At 34.8% G+C, this 23,084-nt stretch carries 12 protein-coding genes; all 12 read right to left on the bottom strand.

Translation table 11 applies throughout. The features are described 5' to 3' along the window. Window positions 1-69: 69 nt before the first annotated feature. The 12 genes from DM444_RS19090 to DM444_RS19035 all read right to left on the bottom strand — a co-directional run bounded on the left by DM444_RS19090 (window position 70) and on the right by DM444_RS19035 (window position 22,974). A complete protein-coding gene (locus tag DM444_RS19090; RefSeq protein ID WP_111289596.1) occupies window positions 70-2,007 on the bottom strand; it encodes a family 43 glycosylhydrolase in 1,938 nt (645 codons plus the stop codon). Next, entirely contained in the window at window positions 2,008-3,378 is a 1,371-nt protein-coding gene (locus tag DM444_RS19085; RefSeq protein ID WP_111289594.1) for a glycoside hydrolase family 27 protein, read from the bottom strand. It abuts the gene before it with no gap. A 113-nt stretch (window positions 3,379-3,491) separates the two neighbouring features. Beyond that, entirely contained in the window at window positions 3,492-5,915 is a 2,424-nt protein-coding gene (locus DM444_RS19080) for a sugar-binding domain-containing protein (RefSeq protein WP_111289592.1), read from the bottom strand. A 135-nt stretch (window positions 5,916-6,050) separates the two neighbouring features. After that, entirely contained in the window at window positions 6,051-7,634 is a 1,584-nt protein-coding gene (locus DM444_RS19075; RefSeq protein ID WP_111289590.1) for a glycoside hydrolase, read from the bottom strand. A 253-nt stretch (window positions 7,635-7,887) separates the two neighbouring features. Then, window positions 7,888-9,525, bottom strand: coding sequence for a glycoside hydrolase (locus DM444_RS19070; protein WP_111289588.1), 1,638 nt, complete (start codon window positions 9,523-9,525; stop codon window positions 7,888-7,890). Between the two features lies 1 nt (window position 9,526). Continuing rightward, entirely contained in the window at window positions 9,527-11,128 is a 1,602-nt protein-coding gene (locus DM444_RS19065) for a RagB/SusD family nutrient uptake outer membrane protein (RefSeq protein ID WP_111289586.1), read from the bottom strand. 12 nt (window positions 11,129-11,140) lie between these two features. Continuing rightward, window positions 11,141-14,152 carry a SusC/RagA family TonB-linked outer membrane protein gene (locus tag DM444_RS19060; protein WP_111289584.1) on the bottom strand — a complete coding sequence of 1,004 codons (3,012 nt, stop codon included), beginning with the start codon at window positions 14,150-14,152 and terminating at the stop codon, window positions 11,141-11,143. Between the two features lie 46 nt (window positions 14,153-14,198). Continuing rightward, window positions 14,199-15,596, bottom strand: a complete 1,398-nt coding sequence (locus DM444_RS19055) for a hypothetical protein (RefSeq protein ID WP_111289582.1) — start codon at window positions 15,594-15,596, stop codon at window positions 14,199-14,201. 633 nt (window positions 15,597-16,229) lie between these two features. Further along, window positions 16,230-20,261: a two-component regulator propeller domain-containing protein gene (locus tag DM444_RS19050; RefSeq protein ID WP_111289580.1), complete on the bottom strand. Its 4,032-nt coding sequence runs from the start codon at window positions 20,259-20,261 to the stop codon at window positions 16,230-16,232. 235 nt (window positions 20,262-20,496) lie between these two features. Beyond that, on the bottom strand, window positions 20,497-20,895 hold the full coding sequence (locus DM444_RS19045; protein ID WP_111289578.1) for a hypothetical protein: 399 nt from the start codon (window positions 20,893-20,895) through the stop codon (window positions 20,497-20,499). A 98-nt stretch (window positions 20,896-20,993) separates the two neighbouring features. Beyond that, window positions 20,994-21,581: a LutC/YkgG family protein gene (locus DM444_RS19040; RefSeq protein ID WP_111289576.1), complete on the bottom strand. Its 588-nt coding sequence runs from the start codon at window positions 21,579-21,581 to the stop codon at window positions 20,994-20,996. Beyond that, entirely contained in the window at window positions 21,574-22,974 is a 1,401-nt protein-coding gene (locus DM444_RS19035) for a lactate utilization protein B (RefSeq protein WP_111289574.1), read from the bottom strand. The genes DM444_RS19040 and DM444_RS19035 overlap by 8 nt, the downstream gene beginning before the upstream one ends. Window positions 22,975-23,084 lie beyond the last annotated feature (110 nt).

Below are 23,084 nucleotides of genomic sequence, written 5' to 3'. Positions count from 1 at the left end.
ATAATTATAAAAAAAGCTGTTTCTATTAATTTAGAAACAGCTTTTTTTATTGAAAATTAAATTTTGAAATTACTTCTTCAAAGCCTGAATTCCAGCATGAGTTGGAACAACTTGTTTGATGGTTTCATCTGCATTAAATTCTAATTTATCGATGCAAACTTCGCGATGAAAACCTCCTGCGTCTCCCATTTTAATTCCTGTTGGATAAGAGAATCTATGATACGTAATATACCATTCGTCTTTGTTTGGAATTTGTAAAACTGAATTGTGTCCTGTTGCATAAATTCCTTCTTCTGGTTTTCCTTGAATTACAATATTGTTTTCTGGAATTTCAAGCGGTCCAGTTGGAGAATCTGAAATTCCGTATCTCACTTTGTATTTCGGACTTCTCGTATCGTCTTCGCTCCAAAAGAAATAATATTTTCCGTTTCTATAGATTACATAAGTTCCCTCGCGGAAGGAATTATTTACAGTAATAACTTTCTGCGTTCCAGGTTTTAAAGAAACCATATCAGGATTTAATTCAGCAACACCCATATACATATTTCCCCAATATAAATAACTTTTACCCGTTTTTGGATCTGTAAAAACATCTGGATCAATTTCCTGACCGTCATGTATTCCTTCTGGTCTTGTGGCTACAATTGCTTTTCCGCTGTCTTTAAATAGTCCTGTTGGATTATCTGAAACTGCAACTCCAACTTTTTGTGCTGCAGTGAAATAATAGAAATATTTATACTTTCCTTTTATCTTTTTCTCTACAATACAAGGCGCCCAAGCGTTTCTGTTTGCCCAAGTTACGTCTTTTTTAAGATCGATAATAACTCCTTCATCTTTCCAATCAACTAAATTATCTGAAGAAAAAGTTTTGAAATAATAACCCGACCAGCCGTCAAATCCATCACTTGTTGGGTAGATGTAATATTTTTTTGTTTTGTTTGAATACAAAATTTCTGGATCTGCATAATAACCTTCTAAAACTGGATTGTGGTTTACTTTTGAAAGTTTTGCTGGCGTTCCCCATTTGTCTGTAATTCGCTTTAATTCAGAACGAGTTATAGGCAAAATAGTTCCGTGACGCGGATTAAAATCCATTGAAATATCATTATCAATTACGCTGAAATTTTCTAGGTCTTTCGTTTTTGTGAATTGATATCTTCCTTTAGTATAAACATCGTACATTAAAATGTATTCGTCTGAATTGTTCAGTTTGAAAACACTCGAACCTTCTACTCCATCTTTTGTCTGCTGTAGATAATTATCATTTTCAATCCATTTTCCAGAAGTCAAATCTTTTGTAACTGCCACTTTGATTCCTGGCGTATTGGTTTCTGTTTTATAAAAAAGGTGATATTCTCCATCTTTTTCAATGATATCACCATCAATACAAGCGTTTCCTGACTTTGGAACAAACAATAATTTTGGCTCACTTTCTAAGGCAGTAAAATCTTTATTCGCGTAAGCGTAATAAATTTTATCTGGACCTCCAGCATGCTGCATACTAAAGTAAATCATGTATTTTCCGGCCTTTGCATCGTAAATAGTTTGCGGCGCCCAAACACGTTTTAGGTTTTCATTCCCTGGAAATGTATTTTGGATATTAACAATGCTGCTTTTCCAATTTACTAAATCAGTACTTTTCAATAAAACCATCGCACGGTTGCTGTCCCAGCCTTTTGAAGAAGTCATATCGGTCAAAACCATATAAAATGTTTTGCCATCGTCTCCGCGTAAGATATGCGGATCGCGAACTCCTCCAGTTGAACTGATTGCTTTACTATCTAAAATTGGTTTGTTATTATTAAGCGCATAATAGTGATATCCATCATTACTTACGGCGTAATTAACCGCTTCTTCTTCGACTTTATTTCCAATGAAATAAACGAATAAATAAGCTGTTAAATCCTTTTCGGCAATAACGGGCGGAACTCCTTTTGCTGTATTTTGGGCTTGTATAGAAGTCGAAAGGCTTATTAATGATATCAGACAAAAAAATATTCTTTTCATTTATTTTTTACTTTTTAATTGATACAAAACAGAACTGTGAGGTTTTAATTCTAATCCTATTTCTTTTGAAGTTGCTTTTGATTTCTCGCCTGTCCACATATTCAAAACTTCTGCTGAACCTGAAATTCCTAAATCAGAAAGATTAACTGAAACCTTTTGCGAATCCTTGTCTGAAATATTAAACAACGCTAGATAAACACTGCCATCTTTTGGATTTTTTGAAGTTACAGCTATTTTTCCATCTTTTTGGAAAAGCTGTTTTACATCAGTACTTTGATTATGCATTTTTACGACTTCTTTATTCGTCAATAGTGACAATGTAAAAGCGTCATTACTTGGTAAATCTCCTCCAAAAAATAATGGTGACTTAAAGATATTAAAAAATGTAATCAAAGTATATTGTTCGTCTTTTGTTAAACGCGTCATACGGTCTTCACCTCTTTCTCCTCTAATTGAAATACGCCCTAGCGGAATCATATCGCAATCTGGCCATGTTCCCGGTGCAATGTGAGGATACCATTTTTGAGCAACATCCATTAAATGTGTAATATGAGGCCATGTATCCCAAACATCATCAACCATACGCCACATATTAGCATGTGTTGTTACGTGAGGCGCGGCTTCGATTGGTGTTTCTCCAGGCGATGTACTTAAAACAATTTTACGTCCACATTTGTCTATTGCCTTTCTGATTAAGTTGATTTCGCCTTCATGATACGGTCTTGATAAATCATCAATTTTAATAAAATCTACTCCCCATTGTGCGTATAATTCGAAAATAGAATCGTAATATTCTTGCGCACCTGGTTTGTCTGCCAAAACTGTGTAATTGTCTCTCAGCCATTCACATTGCAATGCTGTTGAATAAACTTGATCTGCAGTAATTCCATTTGCTCCTTTAATTGGCAATTTATCTTCAACTGCTTTTTTAGGAATTCCGCGCATAATATGGATTCCGAATTTTAGTCCTTTTTTATGAATATAATCGGCTAAAGGCTTGAATCCCTGCCCATCTTTTGCTGAAGGAAAACGGTTAACAGCTGGCAAATATCTTCCGTACTGATCGATTACGTAACGCGGATCTGTTTGGTTATAACCTCCTGCTTTGTCGTTTTCAACAAACCATCTGATATCAACAACGATGTATTCCCAGCCAAATTTCTTCAGCTCTTTTGCCATGTAATCGGCGTTGGCTTTTACCTCGTGTTCCTCAACTGTTGGACCATAACAATCCCAGCTATTCCAACCCATTGGCGGAGTTTGAGCCCATTGTTTGAATTCTCCTTTTTGAAACGTTTTGTTTTGAGCGTTAGTCGCGACAGATAGAAAAAAAGTTCCTATAGCCACTGTAAGTAAGTTTGTAATTTTCATTGTGTTTTTTATGTGTGGTTTTTACACTTTAAATATAATGAAATTTTATCGTTACCAACATACAGAAAACCTAACAGGTTACTAAAAACTTGTTAGGTTTTTGAATTGATACTTTATTTCACATTAATAGTAACCTCAACAGGTTTTAACCACTGACTTGTAAATTTCACTTTTATTGGCGCTGTAGAATCTCCATTTGCCTGAATATATGCTGCAATATGTCCGTGGAATACTCGCTGAATATTATCTGTATAGTCTGTCATGTCGCTATTATTTCCCGCTTCCAATCCTAATAATGTTGCAGAGCCATTGATCGTACAAGTTACTTCGTTGTCTGAAAGCATTACAGGAAGTCCGTTTTGATCTTTAATCTGAACCATTATTTTCGCCACTCCTTTGTCTTTGCTGATTGTGATATCTTTATCAGCAATTGTTAATTCAACTGGCTGTTGTGTTGAGTTAATAGCGTAACGGCTTACTTCTTTATCATTTTTGTCTAAACCAACTGCTTCTAATTTTCCTGAAGCAAACGGAATATCCCAATAGATAATTCCCGTTTTTTCGTCGTATAATTTGGTTTCACCAACAACTTTTCCGTTCAATTCTAAACGGGCTTTAGCAGCATTTGTATAACAAACCACACGAATTTTTTGTCCGTTTTCGTAATTCCAAATTGCCCAAGCGTCTTTCGAAATATCTTTTTCGTTTGTCAACGGATAAGTTCCTAAATAAGCCATTGGTTTATCTGACCATAATGATTGACGGAAATATCCTCTCGGTTTGATAACTCCAGCAAAATCAACTAAACCTGAATAAAATCCTCTTGAAGGCCATCTTCCTGATTCTCCCAAATAATCGATTCCTGTCCAAAGGAACTGACCGAAAATATGTTTGTTGTTTTTTACAGCTAACCAAGGTTCCATATCATGAACATTTTCACTTCCATAAATCACTCTTTTTGGATACTTTTCGTGATCTGACTGGTATTTGCTTTCGGTATAATTGTAACCTGTAATATCTAAAGCTCCTGGATATTCTGTTTCGTTAGACATTGCAACTCCTGCTAAACCAGCTGTTGTCGGTCTTGATTTGTCGTATTTTTTAACCGCCGCAACCAAACGTTTTGCAATTGCTCCAAGTCTCATGGCATCTGGCGCATCTGGCTTATAACCACCATAAGCTGCTTGCCCGAAACCGTCTTTTCCTTTGTCTAAAACTGGGTGAGAATATGGATCGTTTGGATAATCTACTTCGTTACCAATACTCCATCCGAAAACTGAAAGATGGTTTCTGTCACGGCGAACAAAATCTTCTAAGTCTTTTTCTGCCCAATTAGCAAAAATATCAAATGAACCTTCAAATCCTGGTGTTCCGTAATTCCAGCCTTCTAACCATTTACGTTTTGGGAATTCCCATTCGTCATAAGCTTCGTTTAAAACCAATAATCCTAGTTCGTCGCAAAGTTCATAAAAATCAGGTGCTTGTGGATTATGACTTGTACGAATGGCATTTACACCAATTTCTTTCAATGTTTTTAATCTTGTTTTCCAAACTTCTCTTGGAACTGCAGATCCTAAAACTCCAGCGTCGTGATGTAAACAAACACCTTTCATTTTCATCCATTTTCCGTTTAATGCAAAACCATTGTTTGGATCAAATGTAAAACTTCTGAAACCAGTTTGAGTTACCGTTTTATCAATTTCTTTTCCGTCTTGTAAAACAGTAGTTTTTAACTCATATAAATTCGGATTATCTAAATCCCATAATTTAGGGTTTTTAACGTTGATTTTTGCCGAAATTTTTCCGTTCTGATTTGCCGCAACCTCAACCTTTGAAGATGATTTCGCTACAGATTTTCCGTCTTTTGAGAAAAGCTCATTTACAATTGTCAGACTTGCTTTTCCTTTTGAACCATTTTCAACAGCAACCTCAACATTCAAAGTTCCGTTTCCTTTGTTTACTTCTGGATAAGCATAAACTCCCCATTGTGCAATATGAACCGGATTTGCATAAACCAACCAAACATTTCTGTAAATTCCAGATCCAGTGTACCATCTTGAATCGGCGCTTTGACTGTGATCTACACGAACTGAAATCGTGTTTTCTCCTCCAAATTTTACGTACGGCGTCGCATCATAAGCAAAAGAAATATATCCGTTTGGACGTTTTCCTAATGATTGCCCGTTGATGAAAACTTCGCTTCTATTGTAAACTCCTTCAAAATATAAATACACTTTTTCACCAGCTTTGCTTTGCGGAATATTGATTGATTTTCTATACCAGCCAATTCCCCCTGGAAGATATCCTGTACAGCTCGCCAGCGTAGGACTCAATTGCCCTTTTACGCTCCAATCGTGCGGTACATTTACCTGTTGCCATTTACTGTCGTCAAAAGCATTATTTTTTGCTTCTGGAGTTTCCTGAAGATTGAATTTCCAGTTGTCATTTATTTTTTTTGAATCTCCAAATGATATCTGGCTAAAAGCCGATAAACACGAAAAGAGAAATACGGGTAGTAAGATCTTTTTTGTAAACATTTTTTTAAGGTTCTAAGATGCTAAGATTCTGAGAATCTAAGCTTCTTTTGTTTATTTAATTATTTTTTTGTTTCAGGTTTCAGGTTTCAAGTTTACTTCGAACGTGAAACCTGAAACTTGAAACTAATTTCATTTTTATTGTAGCTCTCCAACAAACGTCACTACAGACTTTGCTGGGATTTCTAGATTACCATTTTTTTGAACTTCGGCTCTTTTTAGGTTTGATGTGTCAGAAGTTACGTAAGGTGTGAACTCATTGTTCTTCAAAGTTCCTTTTGATAAATCAAATTTGTATTGCTGCGCTGATTTTCCGCAGTTGACTGCTACTACAATCAGTTTTTTGTTTTGAGCATCTTTGTAAGCCGTAAGCATTACGTCGTTAGCTTTGTCCAATTCATTTTGGTTTGGAATATCAACTCTCAACATTCCTGGACGAACAAAAAGCGAATAATTTCCGAAAGCCCAAAGCAGTTTTGAATCGTGAAATTCTCCATCATTTCTCACATAATCTGGTGCAGTTCCTCCGTTACTTTTTCCGTCATCCAGATAGATCAAGCCGTCTTTGTAATCTACTCTTGTTATTGAGGTCCACCATTGCCATGAAGCTGCATTGGCAACTGCAATATCATTATGAATTAAACGCGCTACAAACAAAGCAGTCTGCATTCCTAAATCTCTTCCTCCGCCAGAACCTCCAGGGATTTCTGCTTCTCCTGGGTTTTCTAAAATACAGTATTCCGATTGCCAGTATTTTAATCCTGTTTTTTGTTTGACTTCTTTAGCAATTAATTTTCTACTTAAAACCTGTCTTTCAACTGGCCATGTTGTAAAATAACTGTGTCCAAGAATTACATTTTTTACATTTGAAAATTTAGTCACATTCGTTTTAGTATTTCCAAAGAAATAATCAATTTGATTGTCACGGTTTTCGGCATTTACATTTTCATACAAATAATCGATTTGAGCAGCTTCAGCAATTACAATCTCGGTGTTTATTTTTTTTGCTTTCAATTTTTCTGAAAGTGATTTGGTCAAATCATATATTTCCTGATTGGTTGCTGGCGTTCCTTCCTGACTATTGGTGTCTCCATGTTTTGGCATCCATTCCCATTGCGGTTCGTTTATCGGACTAACATAATCGAATTTTATTCCCTCTTTTTGTTCCAGTCCTTGAATACTTTGAACTAAGAAATCGGCAAATTTTGGAATCGCACCATCTTTTAGATTCAGTTTATTCTTTTGAGAGGCAAAAGATAATCCGTTGTTAGTCATATAAACTGGTGGACTATTAGTAAAAATAAGAAACTTTTCTACTCCACGTTTTTTAGCCGCCTGCAAAAACCATCTTTGTCCTTCTTGTTTTGAGAAATCATAAGTCCCGTCAGCATTCAAAAAACATTCGCTTCTTCTCCATTCGTCCGAAACTTTGCTGTTTTCTCCTTGCTCTGTACTTCCTGCGCCAAGATTAAATCGCCAAATCGAAAGTCCGATTCCTTTTGGATTTCCTTGTGCATCGATTTCTTTACTAAAAAGCAAATCTGCAATGGCATTTTTTTTCTGTTCAGGCCAATTTTTACCCACAAACTGTGTTCTCCAGGCATCAGAGCCACCAAAACCGTCCATGGTTTGTACTACATTATCTGTGCTGATACTAACCGTTCGCTGTGCAAATGTCAGTGAAGTTGTTACCAATAAAAGCGAGATATATATTTTTCTCATTTAATTATTATTTTTCGTGTTGACGTAATTTTTGTTATCGTCTTTTGTCATTTCGCCGAAAGAGAAATCTTCGTAAATAAATCAACCAAGTCCCCCATTACTTTGTCGAGCTACTTGTGGAGATCCCTCCTCCGTCGGGATGACAAGTTTGTGGTTAATAACTTTGTCAAAGTTTAAAACTTTGACAAAGTTTGCACACAATACTTCTTATCTTTCTAAACTTAGAATCTTAGCATCTTAGACCCTTAGCAACTTATTTATATGTTCCAACATAAGTCACAACTGACCTTGCTGGAATTTCCAAATTCGAAGCGTCTACCGCTGTTCCTTTTTTCAAACTTAAAGTTTCAGAAGTGGTATAAGGAGTCAGTTTATTATCGCTAACCGTTCCTCCTGAAAGATTCAATTTGTATGTTTTAGCTGATTTACTCATGTTTACTGCAACGATTACCAACTTTTTATTTGTTGCGTCTTTGTAAGCCGTAACCATAACATCATTTAAAGCGGTTGAATTATCAACACTTGGAATTTGAACTCTCACCATTCCTGGTTTTACGAAGAACGAAAAGTTACCTAAAGCCCAAAGCGTCTTAGAATCTCTGATGTAACCGTCATTTTTACAATAATCAGCGTTTCCTGCTCCATTGCTTGCTCCATCATCAACGTGAATTAAACCGTCTTTATAATCACCGCGGCTAATTGCTGTCCACCATTGCCAAGACGTTACGCCTCCAATTGCAATATCTGTGCTGATGATTCTTGCTGTCCAAAGTGCTAGTGACATTCCTAAATCTCTTCCTGAACCAGCTCCGCCTGGAAGTTCATCAGTCCCTGGACTTTCTAATACGCAATATTCTGATGACCAAAGACTAACATTTCCAACTGATTGAATTTTTGATGCTGCTGATTGTCTTGATGAAATCATTTCGCTCAACGGCCAAGCTTGCCAATAGCTATGTCCAGAAATTGTTTTTTTGACATTACTTAAGCCACCAATATTTTTAGTAGAATTAGATGCAAAGAAATAATCAATTTGGTTAGATCTGCTTTCCTTTCCTGAAACCGTTTTATATAATGGTTCATAAGCTCCTGCTTCGCCTACTACAATTTTAGCATCCAATCCTTTTGATTGTAATTTTGGAGAAAGAACATTTACAAAACTGTAAATATTCGCATTGGTTGCTGGAGAACCTTCTTGTCCTGTACCGTCCCACTCGTATTGCGGTTCATTAAACGGACTCACATAATCTATTGTTAAACCGTGTTCTGTTTTAAGTTTATCTAATGAAGTTGTCCAGAAATCGGCTAAATCAGACATTTTACCATCTTTTAAATTGTAAAATTCTTTAATTGAAGCATACGCTTTTCCGTTTTGAGTTAAATAAACTGGAGCGCTGTTTGCAAATGCTAAAAGTTTATCTACACCACGTTCTCTTGCAGCTTTCATAAACCAAACCTGACCAGCTTGTTTTGTCATATCATACGAAACTCCGTCTGTAGTAAAACATTCTGATCTTCTCCATTCATCAGTAATATCGCTTGCGTCGCCTTGTTCTGCACTACCAGCTCCAAGATTAAATCGCCATAATGATAATCCAATTCCTTTTGGGTTTCCATCAGCATCTAAACCTTGGCTGAAAAGCAAATCAGCAATTTTATTTCTTTTATCTGTAGGCCAGTTTTTTCCAATAAAATTACATTGCCAAGCATCTGAAGCTCCAAAACTTTCCATAGTCTGAAGATTCATATCTAAATTTACATTTAAACTAGCAATTGTAGTATCTTCTGAATTTGAATTATTTGGTTCAGAATCACAACCTACCAATAAAGTGTTAGCTAAAAGCAAGCCTGCACACAGCAGACTTACTTTTGTTGCATTAAAGATTCTCATCTTAATAATTTGGGTTTTGTTTGATTAAACCATTACTTAAGTCAATTTCTAATTGCGGAATTGGCCATAATAAATGTTTAGATGCATCAAAGTTGATTCCTTTGTCTTGTGGTTCTCTCAAATTGGTTGTTTCGTAAGGATCTGTAGAATTTAGGTTATACTGAACAAAAGTTCCGTTTGGTCCCATTAATGATTCGATTACTGGTCTTCCTGTTGTTGGGTCTTTTTCACGACGAATATCATATAAACGAAGTCCTTCAAAAGCCAATTCTAAACGACGCTCTTTATAGATTTGTCTCAATAAAGTTGGTCCTGAAATTCCTGTTTTTGGATCTAATTTTACACGAGCTCTAATAACATTGATATCTGATAAAGCATCTCCTCCTAAATGATAATTTGCTTCTGCTCTTGTCAAATACATTTCAGCCAAACGAATCAACGGAATGTTTAGTGGTAAGTGACCATCTTTTTTATCTAAAGAACGACGAGTTGCAATTGGAATATAATATTTACGGCAGATACGTCCAGATTTATTGTCATTTAAACTGAATTTGTGTGTTGGGTTTAAAACCTCATCTCCGTAAGCTGCTTCTCCCCATTTTGTAATCGTGCTTCTTCTGCGAATTTCATCATTTTCAGAAAGATATGCGTTTTCTAAATCGCTTGTTGGCATACACCATCCCCAACCGTCAAGAACGTCTCCAGCATCATTACTTGGAAAGTTCTTTTTGTCTTCTCCTCTTGCTCCTGATAAAGTTGGAAGAGCAGATCCTAAAGATTTATCTTGTACAGATGATGATTGCGCTTCAAGAATAGATTCGATTCCGTTATGATTGTTTACATCCCAGATTTTTAAGAAATCTGATTCAAGAGCAAAAGGTCCTTCTGTAATAACTTTATTAGAATATAATTTAGCTTCAGCCCATTTTTCTTGAAACAGAGATACTCTCGCTAATAAAGCATAAGCTGCCCATTTGTTGATTCTTCCGTCTTTGGCTACTGGAGCATTTTCTAATTTTGCAGCCGCTTCTTTAAGATCACTTTCAACTTGAGCATAAACTTCTTCAGCAGTATTTCTTTCTAAAGTTAAATCTCCAGTTCCTAATGATTTTGTGTAAACTGGAACTCCTCCAAAAAGATTCACCAATTCGTAGTAGCAATACGCACGAACGAATAATGATTCTCCCATATATTGGTCTTTCTGAGCATCTGTAATTGGCGATAATGCCATTTTCTCCAAACCAATATTAGCCGATTGAATGGTATAATAATGAGCAGTATAAATACTATTCATATCTCCCATGTTATCTGGAGTAATCAGATATTGCGAACATGGTCTGTGAGCACCACTGTCTTGCCCTGTATTTCCCATCCAAGCATCATCTGTTGACATTTCGTTAGTAACTCTTGGAGCAATCAATGTCCACCAGTCATTTGGAAGCAATAACCTATGAGTTAATTCGTTTGTATAATTTTCACACTCTTGTACAGTCTGAAAATAGTTCTCTAAAGTTTGTGTTCCTCTTTCTTCTTTTTCAATAAAATCGCTGCAAGAAACTGCTAATAGAGAAAAAGTTATTATTGATACTATTATTTTTTTCATGATCGTTTTTTATTAAAATGCTACATTAAGACCCATCAAAATTGTTGGCTGTACTGGATAGTTCCATCCTCCAAATCCTGATCCTAAAACTCCACCACCTACTTCAGGATCAACTCCTGTATAGTTTGTCCATGTCCAAAGGTTTTGTCCTGATAAAGAAAGTCTTAATTTATCTAGTCCGAATTTGTTGTAGAATGAATATCCTACTTGTAAATTTTTCATACGAACGTAAGAACCGTCTTCAACATAAAAAGAAGAGAACTTTGTAAAGTTTTCGTTGTTATCATCTTTAGACAAACGAGGAATGTAGTTTGAAGTTCCTTCTCCATGCCAAGCCATTTGATCTAATCCGCTTACTTTGTTTGTTAAGCTTGCACCATTGTATAAATCTGAAATATTCTGATTGATAAGGTCATTTCCAATACTTGAATAGAAATTAGCTACTAAATCAAATCCTTTGTAAGCAAAATTTAAATTTAAACCAACATTATAATCTGCCCACGGACTTCCAATTTTTGTTCTGTCTTTATCATCTAATTTTCCATCGCCATTAACATCTTTAAAACGAATATCTCCAACTTGTGCATAAGGCTGTAATTTTGTACCATGCTCATCTGTGTGAGAATTCAATTCTGTTTGATTCTGGAATAATCCATCAGCAACATATCCGTAGAAATATCCAGGTTCGTCACCTTCAACTGTTAATGTTCTATTGCTTGAACCGTATAACTTTTCGCCATCAGCAGATAAAGACAACATTTTTACATTTACAGTTGTAAAAGTCACATCTGCACCCCAAGAGAAATCTCCTCTTTTATCTTTATATGAAATCAATAAATCGATACCATTAGATTTCATTGAACCTACGTTAGTCCACATTGTAGAATATCCTGGGAATCCGCTGTAAGTTGGGAACTGTTTTAAGAACAACATATCCTTTGTTTTCTTTTCGTAGTATTCTAAAGATCCTGAAAGTTTGTTTTTCCATAATCCGAAATCAAGTCCAAAACTTAAATCTTCAACAGTTTCCCATTTGATATCTTTATTCGCCATTGTTGACGGATATGATGTATCAACTACTTCTCCATTTATGATATAAAATCCTTGCCCGATATTTGACTGATAAACCGCACTTGGTAAATTTTGGTTACCCACTCTACCCCAACCAGCTCTAAATCTAAGATCACTAAGAAGATCTTTTGTAGATTCCATGAAACCTTCATTCAAAACTCTCCATGAAACAGAAGCTGAAGGGAAGTTTGCCCATTTGTTGTTTTCCATGAATTTAGAAGAACCGTCTCGTCTGAAAGTACCTGTGAAATAATATTTTTCATCATAGTTATAAGAAAAACGAGAAATATAAGACATTAAAGAGCTTGATGTTTTGGTACCGCTACTGTTACGATTCTTAGTAGCAGCATTTAATTCTCTCATCGAATCAGAGTTGTTTGGAACTCCCTCGCCATATCCCCAAAGTGTGCTTTGGTTGTATTCTTCCATGGTATTACCAATCATCAAAGACGCATTATGTTTTTCTGCGAATGTTCTATTGTATGTAGCTGTATTTTGCCAAGTCCAATTAACATCAGTAGTATTCCATTTTTCAACACTGTTGATTTCTGCTTTTTCGTGTGCGGCATCAATTACAAAATCAGGACTGAATTTATCTCTTACGATATCACCTACTTCAATCGAAGCTTGTGAACGAATTACCAAACCTTTAATTGGTGTATATTGTAAATAACCGTTTGTATTTAAATTGTACTGATCTGTATAATCATCATAACGTTTTACAGCAGCAACTGGATTCCAAACATACGATGGAGATCTTGCATAAATACTGTACTCATTTTCTAAACCAGTTAATTGATCTGCTGGTTTGTAGATTGGCGTAATTGGATCAATTTTATCAAAATCTGCCCAGTTGCTTGGCGAACCATAAGTTTCGTAACGTGGGTTTAAAGTAATTCCTGCTGAGAATTTATCAGAGAATTTAAAATCATTTGCAATTCTCATTGTTACTCTCTCCCATCCACCTATGCCGTACATAGATTCAGAATCGTAATAGTTTAAACTAACTGCATAAGTATGTTTATCTGAACCTCCTGTTACTCCAAGAGAAGCATTTGTTACAGGCGTACCAGTTCTAATTCCTGCTCTCCACCAATCTGTTGTTTTTCCTTTGTATTGAGAAGGATTTGGCAAATAATCTGAATATCCTGAATTGTTATATGCCGTATTCATAATCGTTGCATAACCTTCGGCATCAGCCATATTATATGGATTATTCATGATCTGCATACCAGAACTCAAATCAAAATTGAATCTTGTTTTTCCAACTTTACCTTTTTTAGTTGTAATTAAGATAACTCCATTTGAAGCACGAGAACCATAAATTGCACTTGCAGACGCATCTTTAAGAACCTCCATAGACTCGATCTCATTATTGCTCAAAAAGTTAATGCTTGTTCCCATCGGAATTCCGTCTACTACATAAAGCGGATCTGTACTTAAATTGATCGTAGAAATACCACGGATCAAAACTCTTGGCTGTGCTCCTGGACCTCCAGCTCCTACAACCTGAACCCCAGAAACTTTACCTTGTAATGATTCTGTCACGTTACCAACAGTCATAGTCTGTAATTCTTTTCCTTTTACAGAAGAAATAGAACTCGTTACGTCGCTCTTTTTTACAGCAGCATAACCCACAACTACAATCTCGTCTAATGCTTGACTTGATTCTTGCATTACTACACTAATCTCTGTTTTATCTCCAACTGGCACAACCTGCGAAGTAAAACCTACAAATGAAAATTCGATCTGTGCATTTTTATTTGGAACACTGATGGTGTAATTCCCATCAAAATCAGTTGCTCCCGATGTTGAAGTTCCTTTCACGATCACATTTACTCCTGGAATCGGCACATTGGCTTTATCCTTAACAGTACCTTTTATTTTTATTTGTCCAAAGGATACAGCAGTACACATAAGGGCAATAAAAAATCCTATATATTTAAATTTCATATTAAGCTGTTTTATTTGTTAAATGTTACAACAGGGTTATAACCAACTATTTTTTTGTGATAAATACTCTTTCTAATTCTGTATCTAAAACTACTTTGTAAACTCCAGCAGCTGCAGGATATTTAGCATTACCATTTTCTCCTGGTGACATAGTTGCGATACCGTTTTTGATAAGTCTCCATGATGGACTCCACCACTGACCTGTAAATGTTGCTTCCATTGTTCCTGTTAATGTGTATTCGCCAACTAATTGGTAAGGATTACTTGCGTTATTCGCCAAATGAAGTTTTGTAACTACCCATGCATTCCATGTATCCCAGTTAGCACCGTCGATTCCGCCACCACAAACACTCACGAAAGGTTTTCTCAATGCTTCATCATCATGCCATAAACCATTTGCGACATCAGCCCAAACTTTGCTTGTTGGTGTGTATTTCTCTGCTGTATATTTAAGCGTGTTTGGATTTACTTTTATGATGTAATATCCTTTTGTTGGCAGAATAATTGGAGTCGAAGCAACATCATCAACCAATTCTCCAGATGTATTTAGACCAAAACAATGTGGCGCAAAATCTGATTCTTGACCTAAGAAATAAACTTCTTTATTGTCTGTATCTGCATAATATTTAAATTCGAAATCTTGTCCGTTTTTCTCATGGAAATACATTGGAACTCCAACTGCATCTGTTGTAAGATTAATGCCTTTTGGCTGATCGCATAAATAAATTGCAGGATATTCGTTTGTTGCAACAATGTTAACATCTAATGATCCTGTATTTGGAATTGCAAATTTATCTTTAGCCGTAATTGTTAAAACATAATTGGCTGCAGTAACTGGCAATGTATAAGTCTTATTGAATGTATAAGATTGTGGAGAACCTTCTAACTGAATCGTTTCATCAATACCTAAATCTTCACATTTTACATTGATGTAATCAATTCCTGAATCGTCATTTACCACAAAATTTACTGGCATTTCATTGCTTGTTGACAATAAAATAACTGCTCCTTCTTTTGGCGTGATCATAGTTATTGTTGGAGCTGCAAATTCTCCATCAAGGCGTAAATTAATTTCCTCAGTTACAACATTTCCTGAAACGTCTGTAATTAATAATTTAATTTTGAAAGCTTCTGATGTTCCTCTATCCGAAGGAACTTCGAAAAAGTAACTTAAATCATAAGATTTTAAAAGCGGATTTGTTGCGAAAGTAATTACTTTATCCAATGATAATTCTGGAATCTGAATTTCTACACTTTTTAATCCTAAGTCATCTGCAAGCGCAGCTTTAATTTCAAATTTTCTACTCGGAGCTCCATATATCTCTTTTGTAGAAACTACCACCGTAGGGTTATCAGAACTTGGATATCCTGAATCGTTATTTTGGCATCCGGTTACAAGAAAGCCAAAAAGGGCAAGAAAAAATAAAAATACATTTTTTTTCATTTCTTTAATTTTAAGGTTAGGTTAGTTAGTTTTCTTTCTAAAGCGAAAGTTTGTTTTATTCTCGTAGGTTATTCGAGGTTGTGCTATTTTTTTCTGAGGCAAGGAAAACAGCATTACATCATTATGTGGTCATTTTCATATTATATTGAGTTTGGTTAATTGTTAGATATTTCTTTTTTTTATTTCCATTCAAATTGTATAAGTGTTTTTTTTTAATTAACCCGCAGTTTATCTTTTTTAAACTGCGGGCTGATAAGTAATGTAAACCAACCACTACTGATCTAAAATTTAAAGAGTGCTCAGCTCTTTAAACAGATAACAAACTATCTTGAAATTAACACTTATGACTAACAGCAATAACCTAATTATCGATTGCTATTACTGCAAAGAAATGTTTAAATAACACTTTTAAGGAGGGGTAAAATGGAAAAAAAAGGAGGTCAAAATCGCAATTAACTATTATTTTGGAGTAAATTTTATAGACTATTAAAAATTATGGCTGATTTTTTACAAAATATATAATTATTGAAAAAACAGCAGTTTTTCAGCTAAAACGTTTAAGTTGAATAAAAGATTTCACTTCTTCAGCAAAAAAAGAAGCAAATTATGCAGCGTTAAAACTGAAGCTATTGATTATTTAATGATATTCAAGTCAGAATTGAATGACGTTTTATACTTTTTAATGTATTCTGAAGGAGTCATTCCAAAAAGTTTTACGAATTGCTGTCTGAAATATTTCGGATCTTCAAAACCGACTTCGGTAGCTGCTTGAGTGATATTCATATCTTCTGTAAGCATTAACATCGCCGCTCTTCTTATTCGCAAGGAACGAATAAAAGCATTTAAGGTTTGTCCCGAAATAATTTTGATTTTGGTATAAAGTGTTCTATGGCTCATTCCCATTTCAAGGGCAAAAGTTCGAATCGTAAAGTCTTTTTTATGAATATTTGCTTCAACAATCTCGATACATTTTTTCAGTATCTCTTGATATTCAACGGGAACTTTTTGAGTATTTTCTTTTAATGTAATACTGTCTAAGAAATAAGTCCGCAAATTATGACGGTTTCGCAATAGCGATTCGACTCTTGCAGTAAGAATATCGTCATCAAATGGTTTTGTGATATAATCGTCTGCGCCTTCATTAATCCCTTGCAAATGCGTTTCAGGATTTTTAGATGCCGTCAATAAAATAACAGGAATATGCGATAAAGCACTGTCTTCTTTAATTTTTCGGCACAATTCCAAACCATCCATTTCTTCCATTGTAATATCGCTAATGACAAGATCAGGCATGTGTTTTTTAGTCAGTTTTAAACCTTCTTCTCCATTTTCAGCGCTGTATACAATATAATTATCAGCAAACAATTTGATAAGATATGCGCGAATCTCTGCATTATCGTCAACTATTAAAACAGTGCGTTTATCGGTCAACATAGTCTTTTTGAAATCACTGTCTGCAATTGAAGTTGTTGCTGTTGAAATTGGTTCTTCAATTTCATCTGGAATCAATTCGTCAAATAATTGGCTTCGCTGTGGTTTTTCATTTGTGATTTCAATATCTTCAAAATGACTGTTTCCTTTTAAAAACGTCAATTTAAAAGTGCTTCCTTTTCCTGCTTCACTGCTGCAGGTTACAGAACCTTTGTGTTTGTCAACGAAATATTTAACGATATAAAGCCCGATACCGAAACCAGTTCCAACTGAAACTTTCGAATTGATCTGTTTGAATTTTTCAAAAATAAGATCAATGTCTTTTTTATCTATTCCGTCTCCGTTATCCGATATTTCAAGAAAAACTTCTTCATCACTTTCTGTCACAATCAAATTAATCTCGCCTCCAATTGGCGTGTACTTGAAAGCATTTGACATTAAATTGAATAGCGAAATTTCGATCTTTTCATAATCGCCAATAATGGTAATTTCGTGATCAGGAATTGTAAAATTATAACGAATACTTTTATCTTTCGCTTGATTTACAAAGCATTGATATACTTCATTCGAAAGATTATTTACATTGATTGGTGATAAGCGAAGAGAATCTGCATCATTTTCTGCTTTTCGCAATAAAAGCAATTGATCTACCAAACTCAAAAGTCTTCTGGCATTTCGATGTGCAATTGCTAAGTCGCTTCCTGAAGAACCGTTTTCTACAATTTCTTTCTGAACTGCTTTTTTCAACGGATTAATAATCAGCGAAAGCGGCGTTCTAAATTCATGCGAAATATAAGTAAACATAGACGACTGCTTTTCGGCAATCTCTTTTTCTTTTTTACTTTCAAGCTCGGCGATTTTTACTTTATACTTTAATTTTTCTTTGTTTTTATTGTAATCAAGATATAAAAATAAAAGTCCGCCAATTGCCGCTAAATACAGCGTATATGCCCACCAAGTTCTATACCACGGCGGCAAAACTTGTATAGAAACCAAACTGACTTCTTTATTCCATCCACCTTTAAAATTGGTAGTTTTGACTTTAAAAGTGTAATTCCCTTCTGGCAATCTTGAATAATTTGCTTTTCGGGCTTGACCCACATAATTCCATTGCTGATCCCAGCCTTCTAGAAAATAAGCGTAATTTATTTTATCTGCATTATTGTAATCTAAAGCAACAAATTCTAATGATAAAGTCGTTTGATCGTATTCCAAACTAACTTCTTTCGTTTTATCTGAATCAATATCAACTTCTGCTTTACTTTCTTCAATCAGCTGATTGTTAACATAGAAATCTGTTAACAACACATTATTTTTTTGATTAAAGCCTTTTATAGCCTGCGGATAAAAGATGTTGAAACCGTTTATACCTCCAAAAAGAAATTCTCCAGACGAAAGTTTGATTCCAGCATTAAAACTAAATTGATTGCTCTGAAGTCCATCGTTTACAGAAAAATTACGGAATGTCTTGCTCTTTTTATCATAACGGCAGATTCCGTTATAAGTGCTCATCCATAAATTTCCATCTTTATCCTCTAATAACCTTAAAATAGTGTTTGAAGGCAATCCATCATCGATTGTTAATCTTTTAAAAGTATTTGTTTTTCGGTCAAATAAAAGCAAACCACCTTCTTGCGTTCCAACCCAAAGATTTTTGTCTTTGTCTTCGTAAATACATCGAATAGGGTTTCCGATTGCTTTTTTAGTGATTTTTCTAGTATTTTTTTCGATAGATAAAAGAGAAGTATAATTTCCTGCCCACAACTTTCCATCTGAAGTTTCAGCCATGCATTGCAGGTTATCGATTCTTTTATCAAAAAGTTCAAAAGTGTCTTTATTTCGGTCCAAAAGATAAAGCGTTCCCTCATTTGTAGCACTTGCCCAAATATTTGCTTTTGAATCTTTAAATACAAACCAGATATTTTTTTCCGTTTGTTTCGTATGTGGATTATAACAAGAATAATGTTTTAGACTATTATTACTCTTGCTTATTTTATTGATACCTCCTGCCCAAGTAGAAATCCAGATGTCGTTATTATTATCACGAACTATTCCCGTTATAAAACTGCTTGAAAACGAGTTTCCATAATTTGTGTACGTATTGTTTTTTCTATCCCAATACTTTAGACCTGCTCCATCTGTACCAATCCAAAGATTCTTCTTTTCGTCTTCGCAAAAAGATAAAATAAAGTTATCTGCTGGATCTTTAGCATTATAGCGAACACTTTTGAAATATTTTGGTGTATCACTCAGCATACTGATTCCACCGCGAAGTGAACCAAACCACTTATTTCCCGATTTATCTTCGTATAAACTCCAAACCGAATTACTTTTTGCTAATTGTTCATTATAAGCAAGAAGATTTTTACTGTTTGGATTGATATAGAAAATTCCGCAGCCGTCTGTCGTGACCCAGGTTTTACCTTTTTTATCTACCAAAACATCAGTAACACTGCATTTATTGGTGAAATAATTTTCGGAAATAGAACCTGTTTTGGTATTCATTAAAAATAGACCTTCATCTGTTCCTAAAAGAAGATTTCCATCAGAAGAAAGTTTCATGGCTTTTACCCCAATCGAAAGCGGAAAAACAATTTTCAAATCTTTCGCCTTGTAATTATAAACACAAACTCCAACATTGCGAACGTATATCCAGCATCCAGATTTCTCTTTATTTTCTTGAATTGCAATTGCATCATAATTAGAAATCGTAATTCTGTTTCCTAATGCATTTAGCGGAATATGTTTTCCTGTGAAAGAACCGTTTTCAAAAGCTAATAATCCTAATTTCTGTGAAGCGACCAAAACCAAATTATCTGATACTGAGCGCATCTGATGTATAATATCTTGAAGAACTTTTGGTTTATCATCCCACAATGTATATTGAACGGTATGGAATGACGCTTTTGTTTTATTGTAAATGCAGATTCCGCTGGTTCCTCCTACCCAGATATTGTTTCTAGAATCGCCTTCAATATTGTAGATTGTATTGAATAAAAGTGATTTTTTATCGTTGATTCTGTTTCTAAAAACCTTAAAATTATATCCGTCATATCGGTTTAAACCATCGTAGGTTCCAAACCACATATAACCTTCTTTATCTTGATAAATTGTTATAATGGAATTATTAGACAAACCGTCTGATATGTCGAGAAATTTGACGGGATAATCCTGCGAATATCCTAAGGAAGAAAACCCTATTAGCAGTAGAAGATTTAGAACAAAATGCTTCAAAATGTACTTTTTTATATTCTGGTAATAAGTACAATTATAAGCTAATTTTAGGGAAATTTTATAAAAAAGAATGCAGAAGTCACAAACTTTCTGCATTCTAATTGAGATTTTATCTTTACGCTTATTTTTTTAATAAAGCATTCCCTACTGACATTAAATTCTATGGGAATATTTTCATAAATAACAAACTGAAAAAAGTCTTTAAAATATTTTTTTAAACTTGAAAATAATTTATTCAATATACAGAATATTTAGATGCAATTATTTCAACATAACTATCGTTTCCTGTAACAATATAATGCTTTAAATCAAATCTCATTTTTGGGTCATACTTCTCAATATTCTCTTTTAAATAAGCTGAATCCATCACTTCGTAAAATCCTGAATCAAAAGGTTTTTCATTATCTCCAAAGTATTTGATTAAATAATTACTGTAATTTGACTCAAAAAAATTTAATGTTACGCATTTTACTTCCGCCACAATAAAAAAATCAATTTCTACACGAGAATATTCTTCATTACCATTTTTTATTACTTCAATAGCAATTTTTGCACCTTTAGATTCAGTATAAAACAGTTCAAGGTCAATGGTCGAAATTTTGAAATTAGAATTTAATGTTTTTAAAATAAGCATAACAAATTATAGCTGTTCAAAGGAAAAAAAAATAATAATTTTTCTTACAAATAGTCGGTTTTTAATAGAAACTAAAAAGAGTCTTACGACTTAGTTTATTAATCCAATAAAAACACGATCAATCCGCGCGCGCCGTGAGCTCCAAGAACTAATGACTGCTCGATATCAGCCGTTTTTGACGGACCAGCGATGAAAGTTCCGAAACCGTATTCCATGTTTCCAATTCTTTGATACGCTTGCTGCATTGTTGGCACAAGATCTTTTTTATGAACGATGATAGCTAAATATTGTGCAATGAAAGGCGCAACACGCTGTCCTAAAATATCATCCGTTACCCAAAGTCCACTGTTTTCTGCTACGCCAAAATGTGCTTTTACAACCGTTAATTCAACATCTTGAAGCGAATGCGGATCAACTGTTTTCCAATCTAAAGAAGCAATCTCAGAAAGTTCTGGAAGCGTTGTAATTAATCGTTTCTCCAGATTGTAATTAGATTTAATGTAATTGATAATTTCATTATAATCAGCAACTTCTACAGGATCTCCTCCAATTCCTTTTAAAACTGTTTTGTAGGTTTCTAATACATCAAATTGTTCAGAACCTAAAAGATTTAGATCAGGCAGTTCTGCAACCTCATTAGGCTGATTCAGTTTTATTCTTTTTAAAATTTCGCCTTTACTACTCATTCTTTTTATTTTTAGATTCTTTCGAATTTTTCTTGTACCATTCTCTAAAAGATTCTTCTGGAACATCTGGCATTTCGCGCTGATCGTACCATTTATTCATTTTATTATTGACCATTCCTGGAACGTTCTTCATTACAAATCTTCCCGATTTTCCAGCAATATTAAAAACTGTTGGATTCGCCAATACCGTCGCCATCGTTTTCATTGCAACCGTTTTGGCAGTTGGTGTATGCCCTTCTTTTACCAAAACCTGACGCCATTTGTACAATTGATCGTGAATATCAATTTTTACGGGACAAACGTTGGTACAAGAACCGCAAAGTGTACTTGCAAAAGGCAGATCGGCATTTTTGCTCATGTCTAAGTTTGGTGCCAAAATAGAACCAATTGGTCCTGCAACCGCATTGTGATAACTATGACCGCCGCTTCGTCTGTAAACTGGACAAGTGTTCATACACGCTCCACAACGAATACATTTTAATGAGTTTCTAAAATCTTCTCTTCCTAATTGTGTACTTCTTCCGTTATCCACAATTACGATATGCATTTCTTTACCGTCTCTTGGCTTCTTAAAATGACTTGAAAAAGTAGTAATTGGCTGTCCTGTTGCACTTCTTGCCAATAATCTCAAGAAAACGCCTAAATGTTCTCTTTTCGGAATCAATTTCTCGAATCCCATACAAGCGATGTGAACGTCTGCTAAGTGCGCGCCCATATCGGCATTTCCTTCATTCGTGCAAACTACAAATTCTCCTGTTTCTGCAACAGCAAAATTGACTCCTGTTAAAGCCACTTTTCTAGTCAAGAAGGTATTTCTCAAACTATGGCGAGCAGATTCTGTTAAATACTGCGGATTGAAATTTCCTTTTTCGGTACCCAAATGTTCGTGGAAAGTTTCACTTACATCTTCTTTCTTTAAGTGAATGGCCGGAAGTACAATATGACTCGGTGGTTCTTTTCGAAGCTGTACAATATATTCACCTAAATCAGAATCGATTACTTCAATTCCTTTTTCGGCTAAATAATCATTTAAATGGCATTCTTCTGTAAGCATCGATTTGGATTTCACCATTTGCTTTACATCATGTTTAGCCATTATAGAATGTACAATTTCGTTGTGTTCTTTGGCATCGGCTGCCCAATGTACAATTATTCCGTTTCGTTGAGCATTTGCCTCAAATTCAACTAAATAATCATGAATATTAGAAAGCACATTAAGTTTGATTTGAGAAGCTGTTTCGCGCAACAGTTCCCAATCTGCTATTTGGTGCGCTGATTTATCTCTTTTAGCACGCACAAACCATAACGTTTCATCGTGCCAATTGACACGCTCTACATCTTTATTGAACTTTGTTGCGGCTTCGCTGTGCTGTATTATTTTTTCTGATGACATTTTCTATTATTTAAAAGTCAATTTTGAAATGTTTATTTAACCGCAAAGTGCGCAAAGGAAAAAGCGCAAAGTGCGCAAGGATAAAAATTAGCTTTGCGAACATTGCGTAA

This window comes from Flavobacterium ginsenosidimutans (assembly GCF_003254625.1).
GTDB classification, from domain to species: Bacteria; Bacteroidota; Bacteroidia; order Flavobacteriales; family Flavobacteriaceae; genus Flavobacterium; species Flavobacterium ginsenosidimutans.
This window is presented reverse-complemented; position numbering and strand designations above follow the sequence as displayed.